Raw genomic sequence first — 12,399 nt, forward strand, 5'->3', positions numbered from 1 at the left:
TGTCGGGGCGCGGGCGCAGAGGCCGACTACTGCCCGCCGAGCAGTGTCAGGCCCAGCAGCACCGGGTTGGCGCCTTTGCCCTCGCTGACCAGCGTGACGGACGCGATGCCGACGCCGGGTTTGGGGTTGGTCCACTCCAGGGCACTCAGGCCCACGTCCAGGCCGTCGCGGGTCTGGCCGATCCAGACGGGCGCGGCGACCATGCTGAACTTCTCGGCGCCCGGCGTGCCCAGCGGCTCGGTCCAGGCGCGAATGTGGCGCCCGTATTCCAGCGGCACGTTCACGCGGCTGCCGTCGGCGTAGGCGACCTCGTAGCGGCCCACCCCTTCGCGGTCGTTGCCGGGCCAGCCGGTCGTATGCAAAAAGACCAGCCCCGCCGCCCGCCGCCCGCCGAGGTTCAGGGTCACGCGCTCCGGCAGCCCCGCGACGGCGGCCCGCTCGCCGCGCGTCATCACGGCGCCGGACAGGTCGAAGGCGTACGCCCCCACCCGCTTGACACCCTGCCCCAGCGCACGGAGGTCGGTGTCGGGGCCTTTGCCTATCCAGCCCTCGCCGCCCTGGTCGGCAAAGGTGCGGTTGGCGACCCCTTTCAGGCTGACCGTGTACCCGGCCTGCGGCGAGTAGCTGCCGGGCTGGTACAGGTCGCGGTACAGGCCAGCGGCGCCCTGCAAGGCGGGGGCCTGCGGGTTCCAGAAGGCGTTCGCCGCCCGCACGTAGGCCACACCCTGCTCGGCCATGCCGTCCCACACCGACGGGTTGCCGAAATAGCCGTTCCAGCGCGTCTGAATCATGCCCGCGCCCACCTGCGCCGCCGCCCGCGCCATGCCTTCGGGGTTGCCCGCGTCCTTCCAGCTCGCGCCGAGCACCGGAAACCCCAGCGCCTTGATGCGCGAGAGCGTGTCGCTGCCGGTGCTCGCGCCGTAGTTCCAGTAGGCGACCTGAATGTCTTTGGGGAGGCGGGCGGGCAGGGTGGCGATGACCGAGTCGGCGAACGCTGCGTCGTGCCAGATCATCGTGCCGACGTTTCGCGCCTTCAGGAAGCCGTGAATCTTGACGGTGTCGTCCACGAACAGCTTCTCGAAGCCCGCCGCCTTGCCGTTTTCACGCGCCGGGAAGCGGTCACGGTTGCGCACCTCGTCGTGTCCGATGTGGACGACCCGTGGCCCGAAGACCTCCACGATTTCTTTCAGCACCGGAAAAACGACGCGCTCGTAGGTCGCCGGGTTGAGGGTGTCGTAGGCGAAGGGGTTTTGCGAGTCGGGGTCCTGGCGCAGGTCCAGATTTTTGCCTCCGTAGAACATCCAGCCCACGTGTCCCAGCGTTTCTATCAGCGGAATCGGCTCCAGGCCGTGGCTGCGGGCCAGCTCGGCCACCCGCCGCGCCTCGGCCTTGCTCGCGCCGCCGGGGTGCGCCCAGCCGCCCGCCCTGGCCGCGTCCCACTGCACGTAGTTCGCCATGATGAGGACCTTGTTGTATTTGAGCTGCGCGAGCATCGGAAGCAGCCGGTCATTGACACCCTTGCTGTACTGGTCGAGATACAGCATGGCGATTCGGTCCGCAATCACCGGCGCGTCGCTGATGCGGGCAAAGCGCAGGCCCTGGGGCGTGAGCAGTTGCCGCAGCGTCTGGGCGCCCAGATACGCCCCGCGCGGGGTGGCCCCCACCACGTACGCGCCCGAAGCGTCCACCAGCAGCGCGTAGCCCTCGGCGCCCTCGGCCCGGAGGCCCGCCGCCTTCACTCTGGCCGCCAGCGCCGCGTCGCCGACGGTGCCCACCGTCACCGTTCTGGCGCCGCCGTCGGGGAGCTTCTGCCCCAGCCGCGTCTGCCACTCGGCGCGGAGGTCACGGGCGGCCCAGGCGAGTTCAGGAGTGGTGCCCACCACCTTCAGCCCCAGGCCCGCAAGCGGCAGCGTGCCCGCCGGATAGCTCGCCTCTCTCGGCTGCGGCACGGGCCGGGCGAGCGGCGAGAGCAGCCGGGCCTGCGGCGCCGGGGTGAGGGGCAGCGGGGCGGCGGTGGGGGCGGCAGAGGCCGTCTGAGCGCCACACAGCAGCGCCGCCAGGAGGCAGAGGGCAACAGGTTTCATGGTGGGGTCATGCTACGGGGTGCGGAGCTGAAAAGAGAGGCCCTCGATGCGGCGGATGCATCAAGCGCCTCTCTCAACTACCCGAAGCGACAGGCGGAATCGTCAGCCGGGTTTGCTGGTCTGGTTGCCCTCGCCGTCGGCCAGCGCGAGCAGCCACATCATGAGCTGCACGAAGGCGAGCGCCATCGCCGGAAGCCCCGCAATCATCATGATCCAGCCGGAAATCTGCTGGTTTTGCAGCGGGGTGAGGTTCCACAGGCACAGCGCATTGACGTAGGGCGTGTACAGCACCTCGCGCGAGTACAGCCACACGGCGGCCACCGCCATCATCGGGAGGGCGGCGAGCAGGCCGAAGCCCCCCCGGTTGCCGACGCCAGCGGCCTGCACGGTGGGCAGCGGGCGCAGCACCACGCCCCAGACCAGCAGCGAGCTGAGCAGGTACAGCGTGGGCAGCAGCGGGGCCGCCGTGTTGCTGACCACGCTGGCGTTGAAGCCCGCCGGAATGTTCCAGAAGATGATGACCGCCGTCCACACCGCCAGCGCGACCCAGGGGTCGAGCAGCAGCCCCAGCACCCGGCCCAGCGGCGACTGGCGCGAGAGCGTGATGCCGCGCGGCAGCCCCAGCACCAGCAGCGGCGGCACCACCTCGGCCAGCACCATCAGGCGGCCCATGTACAGCGCCATGCTCTGCCCGGTGTAGGCGCGGGTGCCGGTCTGCGTCGCCACGTACCACAGCCCCAGGCCCAGCGAAAACAGCGCGACTTTCCACCCGGGCCAGCGGGCGCGGCCCCCTTCCGTGCGCCGGGCGCGGGCAAAAGCCCAGAAGTACGCCCCCGCGCTCAGCACCAGCAGCGCCAGCATGGGCCAGTCGGGGGTAAAGGCGAGCAGTTGCGCGGCGCTGGGGTTCAGGTCGGTGCCGCCGGACACGGGGGGCGCGGAAACAGGAGGCGCAGAAACGGGAGGCGCAGAAACGGGAGGCGCAGGCAGGGAAGTGGTCATTTCGCTGGGTTCCTCATGACGTAACGGACATCGGCCAGTACGCGGTCCACCTGACCGAGCTGGGTGTAGTCCCACAGCACGCGCAGCTTGCCCGCCGAGTCGATCAGGTAGGTGGCGGTGGTGTGGTCCACCTGATACTCCTGCGGCGACTTGACCGCCGAGCGGCGGTAGCCCACGCCGTAGGCCTTCGCCACCTCGCTCAGCTTCGGTTCGGGAATGTTGACCGCTTCGCCGCCGCCGAAGTAGTCGAGGTATTCGTTCAGCAGCTCCGGCGTGTCGCGCTGCGGGTCCACGCTGACGAGCACGACGCGGAAGTCGGCCCGCTCCTCGGGGGTCAGCTTCTCGCGCACCTGATTGAGAAAGCCGAGCGTGACCGGGCAGATGTTGGGGCAGTGGGTGAAGCCGAAAAACACCGCGCTGGTCTTGCCCGCAGGCGAAAAGGTGTAGGGCTGCCCGTCCGCCCCGGTGCCGCTGAAGGACGCAGCGGCGGGGGTCTGCGGATACGCCGTGCCGTAGAAAGGAAAAGGCGAACGGACGCGGACGAACAGCCACGCGCCGCCGAGGACCAGCGCGACGGCCAGCAGCGCCAGCAGCGCCGAAACGTACCAGGGCCGCCCCGCCCCCTGGCCCGGTTCGGCGGGGGAAAGGGTGCCTGGCCTGCTCAGGTCCGTGCTCATCTCAGTTCTTCTTGACGGTGGCGCTGACCTTCAGGGTGCGCCCGTCCTCGGCGGTCAGGGTCAGCGTGACCGTCTCGCCCACCTTCAGCGGACGTTTCAGGCCCATCAGCATCACGTGGTCGCCGCCCCGGTGCAGGGTGAGTTTGCCGCCGGCGGGGATGGTCAGCGAGGGCACCATCTTCATGCCCATCATGCCGCCGCTCCTGGTGGTGATCATCAGCATGGGGTGCGCGGCCAGCGAGGTGGCGGCGCCGACGAGCTTGATGGGCTGCTTGCTCCTGTTCGTCAGCGTCATGTAGGCGGCGGTGTCCTTGATGCTCGGCGGCACGGCGGCCACCGTCGCGCCCTGAACGGTCACGGGCAGGGGCTGCGTTTTGGCGGGCGCTTTGGTCCATTTGCTCGCCGGGGCCGCGTGTGTGCTCTGGCTTGCCAGTGCGGGCAACAGGGCCAGCAGCGCAGCGAGTCCGGCGGCGGTCAGCGTCTTTCTGGAAGTGGTCACAGTGGGTTTCCCTGAGGGCCGGGGAACGCTCGGCCCATCGGCGGGCAGTCTAGGCGGCGGCGGCGGGCCGGATTGTCCCCGGCGCATGGAAGCGGGTTCCATTCGCGCTATGCTGCCCGGCAGATGCGTCCTCCCACCATTCAGGATGTGGCCCGCGCCGCCGGGGTCGGGGTCGGCACCGTGTCGCGGGTCCTGAACAACCACCCTTCGGTCAAGCCCTCCACGCGCGAGAGCGTGCTGCGCTCCATCGCCGAACTGGACTACACGCCCAATCCGCACGCCCGCCGCATCGCCGGGGGCAAAAGCTACACCATCAGCGTGCTGCTGCCGGTCGTCACCACCGAGTTTTATGTGCGGCTGCTCGACGGCCTGGAAACCGCTTTTCAGGAGGCCCGCTACGACGTGGCGATTTTTCCGCTGCTCGACCGCTCGCGGCTGGAGCGGTATCTCGGCTCGCACACCCTGGCGTACCAGGCCGACGGACTGGTGATGGCGACCTACAACCTGACCACGCTGCTGACCGAAAGGCGCGTCAAGACCCAGCAGCCCACCGTGCTGGTCGACGCCTACGCCGAGGGCGTGGACTGCGCCTACATGGACAACGTGGCGGGGGGGCAGGTGGCAGGCGAGTACGCCGCGACGCTGCCGGGCGCTGTCTACGCCATCTGGGTGGAAACCGAACTCGACCAGCTCTTCGTCACCCGCGTGTTCGAGGAGCGCCGCAGCGGGTTCCTGGCCGCGCTGGGCGCCGCCGGACGACCCCTGGCCGGCGAAGCCACAGCGGGCTTCGACCCCCTGACCGCCCGGCGTGTGGCGGCGGAGCTGCTCGACCAGGCCGAGTTGCCCTGCACGGTCTTCGCGGCGGCGGACCTGCTCGCGGCGGCCCTGCTGGACGAAGTGGCCGCGCGGGGCCTGCGGATTGGTGAAGACGTGCGCGTCATCGGCTTCGACGACCAGCCCTGGGCGGCGGGCCGGGGCCTGACCACACTGCACCAGCCGGTCGAGAGCATGGGCCACGAGGCGGCCACGCTGCTGCTTTCCCGGCTGGGCGGGTACAAGGGTCCGGCGCGGGCCAGAAAGTTCATGCCCCGGCTGGTGGTGCGCGAAACGGCCTGAGTTCAGCCCTGACCCCTCTCCCCAGACCTGGAAAGCTCTGCAAGAAAGGGGATTGTTCAGAGCAGTCTCAAACCCCTTCGCCCTTTGCCAGCCACTTTTCCACGTCCTTGCGCTGGCGCTGCCCGAGGGGAAACGCCAGCCACGCCCGCAGCGCGGCGGGGTCGCGGTCCTTGGCAAAGTCGGCGTCGAACAGTTCCCCGATACTGGGCGCACCGTCGGGGGCAGGGATGCGGGTCACCGGGTCGCCCTTGCCGATTTCGCCGGGGGTGAGTACGCGGGCGTAGAACCCGGGGCGGCGCACCTGCACGAAGCGTTTGACGAACCCGGCGTCTTCCATGCGTGCGCCGAGCGTGCCGCAGGGAATCCGGGGGGCGGTGGCTTCCAGCACCACTTCGCCCAGCGTGAAGCGCTCCCCGATGCGAACTTCGGCCGACTCTGCGCCGCTGATCAGCACGTTTTCGCCGAAGGCGCCCGGCTCCAGCGTGCGCCCGAGCCGCTCTTCCCAGGCGTCGTAGTCCTCGCGGGTGTAGACGTACACCGCCTGGTCGGGGCCGCCGTGGTAGCGCCGGTTCATGATGCGGTCGCCTTCTAAGCCCTGTTCGTCCACCCGCACCCGCCCCGGCACCGGATGCTTGCGGATGCCGGTCACGACGGTCCGTTCGCCCACTTGCAGGGCGGTGGGCTGGCCCACGTTCACGCTGATGATTTTCATGGCCCTATTGTGCCGCGCGGCATGCTCAAATGGCGGGCGTGAGTGTGCCGCCCCCCGTTTCTCCCGCGTCTCCCTTCGACCCGGCGCTCGCCGCTGCCGGGCAGACCTACACCCTCGCCACGCTGTGCGGCCTGTTTGTGCTGACCGTGCTTCCCTTCGTGGCCGCGCTGGTGCAAGGCCAGGCGAGCGAGGTGCCCCGGCATCTGGCCTACGCGCTGGGGACCGCCCTGCTGCTGCGGAGCGTGTGGCGGGGCGGCGTGTGGTCGTGGCGGGTCACGGTGGGCCTGAGCATCGTGGCGGGGCTGCTGGTGTTCATGGGTGGGATGTTCGCCGGGCAGGTGAGCTGGCAGGGCTGGGTGGTCAGCGCGGCGGGGCTGGCCTTTATCGCCTGCGGGCTGCTGCTGGTGGGGCACCCCGCCATTCGCGCCTTTCTGGATGGCCGCTGGGCGGCGCGGGGGCGGGCATGACCGGGCGCAGATTTACCGTGCAGGGCACCAACAATTCGTTCACCTGCGGCAACTGCGGCGCAGAGGTGCAGCCGCTGCAAAACGGCTCGGTCAGGAACCATTGCCCGGTGTGCCTGCATTCCAAACATGTGGACGTGTTGCCCGGCGACCGCGCCTGCGACTGTCACGGCCTGATGAAACCCGTCGGCGCCGAGCAGAGCGGGAAAAAGGGCTGGATTCTGGTTCACCGCTGCCAGAAGTGCGGCTTTACCGGGCGCAACAAAGCCGCGCTGGACGACCCCGAGCAGCCCGACAGCTGGGACGCGCTGATTGCGGTGACCTCGGGGGGCGGGGGGAGTCGGTGACCTGTGCGGGCGCCCCCGGTCTCCTGAAGGTGCAGGACAGCTAAAGCGCGGCGCAGTGTGGCGTGCAGGCAATGACTCTACGCTCAGGGTCTATGTCCGCTTTCCGTCCTTCCGGCACCGAGCCGTCCAAGCGCGAGTGGTTCAGCGAACTGATCGGGCGCACCCGGTTTATCGTCCTGGTCGCCGTGATTGCCGTTCTGCTCGTCGCCTTCAGCCTGTTTTTGCAGGGGACCCTCATTGCCCTGAGCACCATCTACGAAACCTGGCGCGAGATGTTCACGCACGGCATCAAGAGTCAGTCGGGCACCCTGGCGGTGGAGTTTCTGGAGGTCGTGGGCACCATGCTCAAGGCGGTGGTGTTCTACCTCATCGGCATAGGGCTGTACTCGCTCTTTATCAAGCCGCTGAACCTGACCGCCGCGCTGGGCGTCGAGAGTCTGGCCGACCTGGAACAGAAGGTCGTGTCGGTGGTCATCGTGATTCTGGGCGTCACGTTCCTGGAACATTTCATTCGCTGGGAAAAGCCGCTGGATACGCTGTATTTCGCCGGTTCGCTGGCGCTGGCAGGCGGGGCGCTGGTACTGTTCCAGAAGGTTCACCAGGGGTCGGGCAGCGACCTGGAGCAGCCGCAGTCCAAGCTGCGGGCGCGGCGCGAACTGTTCGAAAACGACCACGAGCAGCGCGAAATCAAGGAGCAGGACGTGGCGCGGGCGGAGCAGGCCACCGAAGCCAAACTGGAGGGCCGCGTGCCCCCCGAAAGCGGCGCCGAGTAGGGCCGCGCCCGCCACAGGAAAAGGACGCCTCCCCCGTGGGAAAGCGTCCCTTCTTTTGCCCAGGTTTTTATCTCCACCCAGTACAAAAAGATTTTCCTTGGGCTATAGGGCGTTTTTGTCGCTCGGATGCCCCCTCACCCCTCGCTATGCGAGGCCCTCTCCCACCAGGGTAGAGGGTCAGAAGCGCATGAAATTCCCCTCTACATTTCCTTTTACCCCGTCAAGATAAAAACCTGTCTTTTGCCCTCTGCCCTTGACCCTCTGCGTCCCTCAGCGTCCGCCGTAGTTGGGCGCTTCCTTGGTAATCGTGACGCCGTGCGGGTGGCTTTCGATCAGGCTCGCACCCGTGATGCGCACGAACTGCGCCGCATCGCGCAGGGTTTGCAGGTCGGGTGCGCCGCAGTAGCCCATGCTGGACTTCAGGCCGCCGACGAACTGGTAGATGACCTCGCCCGCCGTGCCCTTGTGCGCCACAATCCCTTCGATGCCTTCGGGCACGAACTTGCGGCTGCCGCCCTGGAAGTAGCGGTCGGCGCTGCCCTGGTCCATCGCCCCCAGGCTGCCCATGCCCCGGTAGGACTTGTAGCGGCGTCCGTCGCGCAGGATGGTTTCGCCGGGGGCTTCGTCGGTGCCCGCGAGCATGCTGCCCATCATCACCACGTTCGCGCCCGCCGCAATCGCCTTGGGCACGTCGCCGGTCTGCTTGATGCCGCCGTCGGCAATCACCGGGATGCCCGCGTCCATCGCCGCCGCCGAAGCCTCGAAGATGGCGGTGATTTGCGGCACGCCCACACCCGTCACCACGCGGGTGGTGCAGATCGAGCCGGGGCCGATGCCGACCTTGACCGCGTCGGCCCCGGCCAGAATCAGGTCACGCGCTCCAGCGCGGGTGGCGACGTTGCCCGCGATCACGTCCACGTCGAACTGCTCCTTGACCTTCGCCAGCGCGTTCAGAATCCCCTGGCTGTGGCCGTGCGCCGAGTCGAGCACCAGCACGTCCACGCCCGCCTGCACGAGTGCGTCCGCACGGTCCATCAGGTCCGCCGAAACGCCGATGGCGGCGGCCACGCGCAGTCGGCCCAGGTCGTCCTTGGCGGCGTTGGGGTACTTCACCGTCTTTTCGATGTCTTTGATGGTGATCAGGCCGCGCAGGTACTCGCCCTCGGTGACCAGCAGCTTTTCGATGCGGTTGCGCTTGAACAGTTCGCGGGCCTGTTCCAGGTCGGTGCCGACCGGCACGGTCACGAGGTGTTCACGGGTCATCACGTCGCCCAGCGCCACGTCGAGGTCGTCGATAAAGCGCAGGTCGCGGTTGGTGATGATGCCCAGCAGCTTACCCTGGGGGTCGGTGACCGGCACGCCGCTGATGCGGTACTCGCCCATCAGGCGGTCGGCGTCGCGCACGGTGGCGGTGGGCGGCAGGGTGATGGGGTCCACGATCATGCCGCTTTCAGAGCGCTTGACCTTGCGCACCATTTCGGCCTGGTGGTCGATCGGCATGTTCTTGTGAATCACGCCGATGCCGCCCTCGCGGGCCATGGCAATCGCCATGTTGGTCTCGGTCACGGTGTCCATCGCCGCCGACACGAAAGGGATGTTCAGCCGGACGCGCTTGGTGAGCTGGGCACCGATATTCACCTCGTGCGGCAGCACCTGCGAGTGCCGGGGCTGAAGCAGCACGTCGTCGAAGGTGATGCCTTCCTGGGCAAATTTGTAACGGTAACGGTCTTCCTGGCTCTGGGCCGACGTCTGGGGGGCAGCGGGCGCACTCATGGCAGCGAGTTTACCCCCTGCTTCCCGGCGATTTGGGCTTTTGTCCGCTATATCCGGCCCGGCCCGGCAGCAGTTCCGGTGGGGGGGCCACTCCCTGCCGGGCGCAGCGGCGCAGCGTGGCCAGTTCGCCCGCCTGCCACAGGCCCACCCCGTTGGCCTGCGCGAGTTCGCGGGCGGAGCGGGTGTAGCCGGGGCCAGAGGTCACGACCACCGCGTGCGTGCAGTCGTAAACGGCCTTGCTCGCCACGATGGCCTGCACCGCCCCGTTGCCCACCGCCGCCCGGTAGCGCTTGACCTGCACCGCCACCCGCACGCCGCCGGGACCGCTCGCCAGCACGTCGGCGCCCTGGTCGGCCCGGCCCCGCGTCGCCTGCGCCTGCCAGCCGGGCAGGGCCGAAATCAGTTCGGCCACATGCAGCTCGAACTCACGCGGGCTGAGGTCGGCCAGCGAACGTGCGCTGGGGCCGGGTACAGGTGCGGTAGGAGCAGGGGAGACCGGCGAAGGCGGAACAGGAGCAGGCGACCGGGGGGGCGCGGGCGAAACGGCGCCAGGGCGGGAACGCGGCGGCCCGGCCATCAGGACCAGTACCGTGACGAGCAGCAGCCCCAGCAGCGGCCCGGTCAGCATTCGCCAGGCGGGTTCAGCCGCCACCGCGATCAGCCCCCCGATCACCAGCATCAGCACGGCGGCGGCGCCGGAAGGCTGGGAAGACGGAGGACGCGACATGACGGGGCGCAGAGTAGCGCGGAAAATGACGTGCGGGACGTGAAGGCCCTGTCTATTCCCCGGCGCCCGGAGCGACGTCACGCCCGGCCCGCGCCCGCAGCTGCGCGATGCTCAGCGCCGGACCGTGCCCTGGCAATACCGCCTGCAGGTCGAGGGCGGCCATCCGTCCCAGGGTGTGCAGGGCGACGGCGTGGTTCCAGTTGTAGACCTCACGCGGCAGGTGCGCCCCGGTGCGGGGGTGGCCCAGCACCGCGTCGGCGGCAAGCAGCACCCCGCCGCGCCGCAGCCCGATTTGCCCGTCGGTGTGCCCCGGCAGGTGAACGACCTCCCAGCCGCGCACCGATTCGCCCGGCCCGACGGCCTGAAGTTGCCCTGCGCCGGGCCGGGGGTGAAGGCGCGAAATCAGCCGCCCGGTCCTGGGCCGCCCCGCCGGGTAGGGCAGGGTGTGGTCCTGGCCGAGCAGCCGGACGTGTTCCAGCGGGTGGGCCAGCACCGGATAGCCCAGCCGCGCCGCGAGAAAGGCGTTTCCCGCGTGGTCGATGTGGCTGTGGCTGACCACCACCGCGTCGGGGTCGAAGGAGCGCAGCAGCCGGGTGAAAGCGGGCGCGTGGTTCACCGTGCCGGTGTCGAGCAGCACCCGGCCCTGCGGCGTGCGCAGCAGGTAGACGTTGGCGTACAGCGTGGTCCGGGCCACGCCGGGGAAAAGCGGCTCGATGTTCACGCGCCCGAGTGTAGTCGCCCTGGCCGGGGCCGCGCCGTCACGGGTGCCCTCACTTTCATAGGAAACTCCAGGAGACCCCGTGCTTTAGCGCGGGGAGGAATGGAGACGACGCCGTAGGCGGCGAGACATAGGCCGAAGCCTCTCGCTTCAATTTCTTCACCATGCTAGGTTGCTCTTATGAGGGTTACGATCAGCGCCAAGCTGAAGTTGCGTCACTCGCCGGAACAAAAGGCGAAGCTGGACGCGGTTTCTTTGGCCTACCGTGACGCTCTGAACTTCGCCTCCGAAGAAGCGTTTAAGCTGGACAAAACGTCCTCGGCCCCGAAGCTCCACGCCGTGACCTACAAGCCACTGCGGGAGAAGTTCGGACTGGGGGCACAGCTTGCGTGTACCGTCGAGAGGCAGGTCGCTGCCAGCTACAAGACGCAGTGGACGAAGTTGAAGCAGAACATCAAGTCCCGCGAAAAAGGCTTCACCAAGAAGCGTTACAAGGGCTTGGATTCTGCGCCCAAGTTCGTCAGTCGCACGCTGGAATACCAATACCAGCGCGACTACTCGTGGAAGAAAGATGGACGGGTCAGCATCGGAACGCTTGACGGACGGTTGGTTTTGGAGTTCGACGGCCATCAGAAGCACCTTGATTACATTCAGCAAGGCTGCGAGACGGGAGCCGCCAAGCTCTACTACCAGAAGTCGAGGAAGCAATACTTCCTGATCGTCGCCCTGAACATCGAGCTTCCCGACCCGCAGCCGACTGACCACAAAAACGTGGTCGGTGTGGATGTAGGCCAGCGGTATCACTTCGTCGCCACCGACAAGGATGGCAAATCGCTCTTCGAGAAGGGGGCGGCAACCGGGCAGCGAAAAGACCAGTTCGCTCGTACAAGGAAATCCCTCCAGCGCAAAGGCACCCGTTCCGCGACTCGTAGGTTGGTCGCCGTGAGCGGACGGGAAAGACGGTTTGTCGCTGATCGCAACCACGTTCTGAGCAAGATGCTCCTCACCCGTTTTCCAGGCTCGATCTTTGGCCTGGAAGACCTGACCAACATCCGCGACCGCACCGAGGGGCGCAGCAATCCGAAGGCCAGTAAGAAGGCGCGGAAAGCGAAGCGCCGCCGCAGTCAGTGGTCGTTCGCGGAACTCCAAACGATGCTGGCGTACAAGGCACCGCTGCACGGCTCTCTCGCCGTGCGGGTAGATGCCAACTACACCAGCCAAGCCTGCCACAAGTGCGGCCACGTCTCGAAAGACAACCGCCCTGGTGCTGGCCTGGAGTTTGTTTGTGAGGTCTGTGGTCATAGGGGTCACGCGGATAGGGTGGCGAGTGTGAATATCGGTTTGAGAACGATGCTTGTCCGGCAGGACTGGATGAGTACGGGTGTTTTGTCAGTACGCCCTGATGTGTCGGATGTTGAAGTCAAAGCCGCTCGCCTTTCGAGGTACGCGGAATTGCGATGGAATCCAGATACAAGCCTCGCTCTTTAGAGCGGGGTTACTGACGGTGCTA

Annotated in this window: 13 protein-coding genes; 5 read left to right on the forward strand and 8 right to left on the reverse strand. The window is 67.8% G+C overall.

Annotated features, from left to right (window positions below):
- Positions 1–26: 26 nt before the first annotated feature.
- The 4 genes from G6R31_RS01875 to G6R31_RS01890 all read right to left on the reverse strand — a co-directional run bounded on the left by G6R31_RS01875 (position 27) and on the right by G6R31_RS01890 (position 4,259).
- Positions 27–2,084, reverse strand: coding sequence for a beta-N-acetylhexosaminidase (locus tag G6R31_RS01875; RefSeq protein WP_017869630.1), 2,058 nt, complete (start codon positions 2,082–2,084; stop codon positions 27–29).
- Between the two features lie 102 nt (positions 2,085–2,186).
- Entirely contained in the window at positions 2,187–2,945 is a 759-nt protein-coding gene (locus tag G6R31_RS01880) for a cytochrome c oxidase assembly protein (protein ID WP_152423506.1), read from the reverse strand.
- Positions 2,946–3,079: 134 nt separating this feature from the next.
- On the reverse strand, positions 3,080–3,760 hold the full coding sequence (locus G6R31_RS01885; RefSeq protein WP_017869628.1) for an SCO family protein: 681 nt from the start codon (positions 3,758–3,760) through the stop codon (positions 3,080–3,082).
- Position 3,761: 1 nt separating this feature from the next.
- Positions 3,762–4,259: a copper chaperone PCu(A)C gene (locus G6R31_RS01890; protein WP_017869627.1), complete on the reverse strand. Its 498-nt coding sequence runs from the start codon at positions 4,257–4,259 to the stop codon at positions 3,762–3,764.
- A 123-nt stretch (positions 4,260–4,382) separates the two neighbouring features.
- Between G6R31_RS01890 and G6R31_RS01895 the strand changes: the two genes are divergently transcribed.
- On the forward strand, positions 4,383–5,375 hold the full coding sequence (locus tag G6R31_RS01895) for a substrate-binding domain-containing protein (protein WP_017869626.1): 993 nt from the start codon (positions 4,383–4,385) through the stop codon (positions 5,373–5,375).
- A 67-nt stretch (positions 5,376–5,442) separates the two neighbouring features.
- On the opposite strand, the gene G6R31_RS01900 is transcribed toward G6R31_RS01895, so the two are convergent.
- Positions 5,443–6,087 carry an MOSC domain-containing protein gene (locus G6R31_RS01900; protein WP_017869625.1) on the reverse strand — a complete coding sequence of 215 codons (645 nt, stop codon included), beginning with the start codon at positions 6,085–6,087 and terminating at the stop codon, positions 5,443–5,445.
- Positions 6,088–6,116: 29 nt separating this feature from the next.
- Here G6R31_RS01900 and G6R31_RS01905 point away from each other — a divergent pair, with 29 nt between their 5' ends.
- The 3 genes from G6R31_RS01905 to G6R31_RS01915 all read left to right on the forward strand — a co-directional run bounded on the left by G6R31_RS01905 (position 6,117) and on the right by G6R31_RS01915 (position 7,671).
- Positions 6,117–6,554, forward strand: a complete 438-nt coding sequence (locus G6R31_RS01905) for a hypothetical protein (RefSeq protein ID WP_017869624.1) — start codon at positions 6,117–6,119, stop codon at positions 6,552–6,554.
- Positions 6,551–6,898: an RNHCP domain-containing protein gene (locus G6R31_RS01910; protein WP_017869623.1), complete on the forward strand. Its 348-nt coding sequence runs from the start codon at positions 6,551–6,553 to the stop codon at positions 6,896–6,898. Before G6R31_RS01905 ends, G6R31_RS01910 begins: the two co-directional genes overlap by 4 nt.
- 92 nt (positions 6,899–6,990) lie before the next feature.
- Positions 6,991–7,671, forward strand: a complete 681-nt coding sequence (locus G6R31_RS01915; RefSeq protein ID WP_017869622.1) for a YqhA family protein — start codon at positions 6,991–6,993, stop codon at positions 7,669–7,671.
- A 270-nt stretch (positions 7,672–7,941) separates the two neighbouring features.
- Here the strand turns inward: G6R31_RS01915 and guaB are convergent, their stop codons facing one another.
- Genes guaB through G6R31_RS01930 form a run of 3 tightly spaced genes read right to left on the reverse strand, consistent with a single transcriptional unit; the run spans position 7,942 to position 10,892 of the window.
- Positions 7,942–9,444 (reverse strand): IMP dehydrogenase, encoded by a 1,503-nt coding sequence (gene guaB, locus G6R31_RS01920; RefSeq protein ID WP_017869621.1) that lies wholly within the window; start codon positions 9,442–9,444, stop codon positions 7,942–7,944.
- A 10-nt stretch (positions 9,445–9,454) separates the two neighbouring features.
- Positions 9,455–10,171, reverse strand: coding sequence for a restriction endonuclease (locus tag G6R31_RS01925; protein ID WP_017869620.1), 717 nt, complete (start codon positions 10,169–10,171; stop codon positions 9,455–9,457).
- A 52-nt stretch (positions 10,172–10,223) separates the two neighbouring features.
- Complete coding sequence (locus G6R31_RS01930; protein ID WP_017869619.1) at positions 10,224–10,892, reverse strand: MBL fold metallo-hydrolase; 669 nt, start codon at positions 10,890–10,892, stop codon at positions 10,224–10,226.
- Positions 10,893–11,069: 177 nt separating this feature from the next.
- Here G6R31_RS01930 and G6R31_RS01935 point away from each other — a divergent pair, with 177 nt between their 5' ends.
- The gene (locus G6R31_RS01935) at positions 11,070–12,377 is read left to right on the forward strand and encodes an RNA-guided endonuclease InsQ/TnpB family protein (protein WP_017869618.1); all 1,308 of its coding nucleotides are present in this window, start codon (positions 11,070–11,072) and stop codon (positions 12,375–12,377) included.
- The last annotated feature ends 22 nt before the right edge of the window (positions 12,378–12,399 follow it).

Source organism: Deinococcus wulumuqiensis R12, from assembly GCF_011067105.1.
Lineage (GTDB): Bacteria > Deinococcota > Deinococci > Deinococcales > Deinococcaceae > Deinococcus > Deinococcus wulumuqiensis.

What these genes read in the sequence shown, in the direction of transcription:
- G6R31_RS01875 (WP_017869630.1), bottom strand. Translation starts at nt 2,084, where the DNA reads ATGAAACCTGTTGCCCTCTGCCTCCTGGCGGCGCTGCTGTGTGGCGCT.
- G6R31_RS01880 (WP_152423506.1), bottom strand. Translation starts at nt 2,945, where the DNA reads ATGCTGGCGCTGCTGGTGCTGAGCGCGGGGGCGTACTTCTGGGCTTTT.
- G6R31_RS01885 (WP_017869628.1), bottom strand. Translation starts at nt 3,760, where the DNA reads ATGAGCACGGACCTGAGCAGGCCAGGCACCCTTTCCCCCGCCGAACCG.
- G6R31_RS01895 (WP_017869626.1), top strand. Translation starts at nt 4,383, where the DNA reads ATGCGTCCTCCCACCATTCAGGATGTGGCCCGCGCCGCCGGGGTCGGG.
- G6R31_RS01900 (WP_017869625.1), bottom strand. Translation starts at nt 6,087, where the DNA reads ATGAAAATCATCAGCGTGAACGTGGGCCAGCCCACCGCCCTGCAAGTG.
- G6R31_RS01905 (WP_017869624.1), top strand. Translation starts at nt 6,117, where the DNA reads ATGGCGGGCGTGAGTGTGCCGCCCCCCGTTTCTCCCGCGTCTCCCTTC.
- G6R31_RS01910 (WP_017869623.1), top strand. Translation starts at nt 6,551, where the DNA reads ATGACCGGGCGCAGATTTACCGTGCAGGGCACCAACAATTCGTTCACC.
- G6R31_RS01915 (WP_017869622.1), top strand. Translation starts at nt 6,991, where the DNA reads ATGTCCGCTTTCCGTCCTTCCGGCACCGAGCCGTCCAAGCGCGAGTGG.
- guaB (WP_017869621.1), bottom strand. Translation starts at nt 9,444, where the DNA reads ATGAGTGCGCCCGCTGCCCCCCAGACGTCGGCCCAGAGCCAGGAAGAC.
- G6R31_RS01925 (WP_017869620.1), bottom strand. Translation starts at nt 10,171, where the DNA reads ATGTCGCGTCCTCCGTCTTCCCAGCCTTCCGGCGCCGCCGCCGTGCTG.
- G6R31_RS01935 (WP_017869618.1), top strand. Translation starts at nt 11,070, where the DNA reads ATGAGGGTTACGATCAGCGCCAAGCTGAAGTTGCGTCACTCGCCGGAA.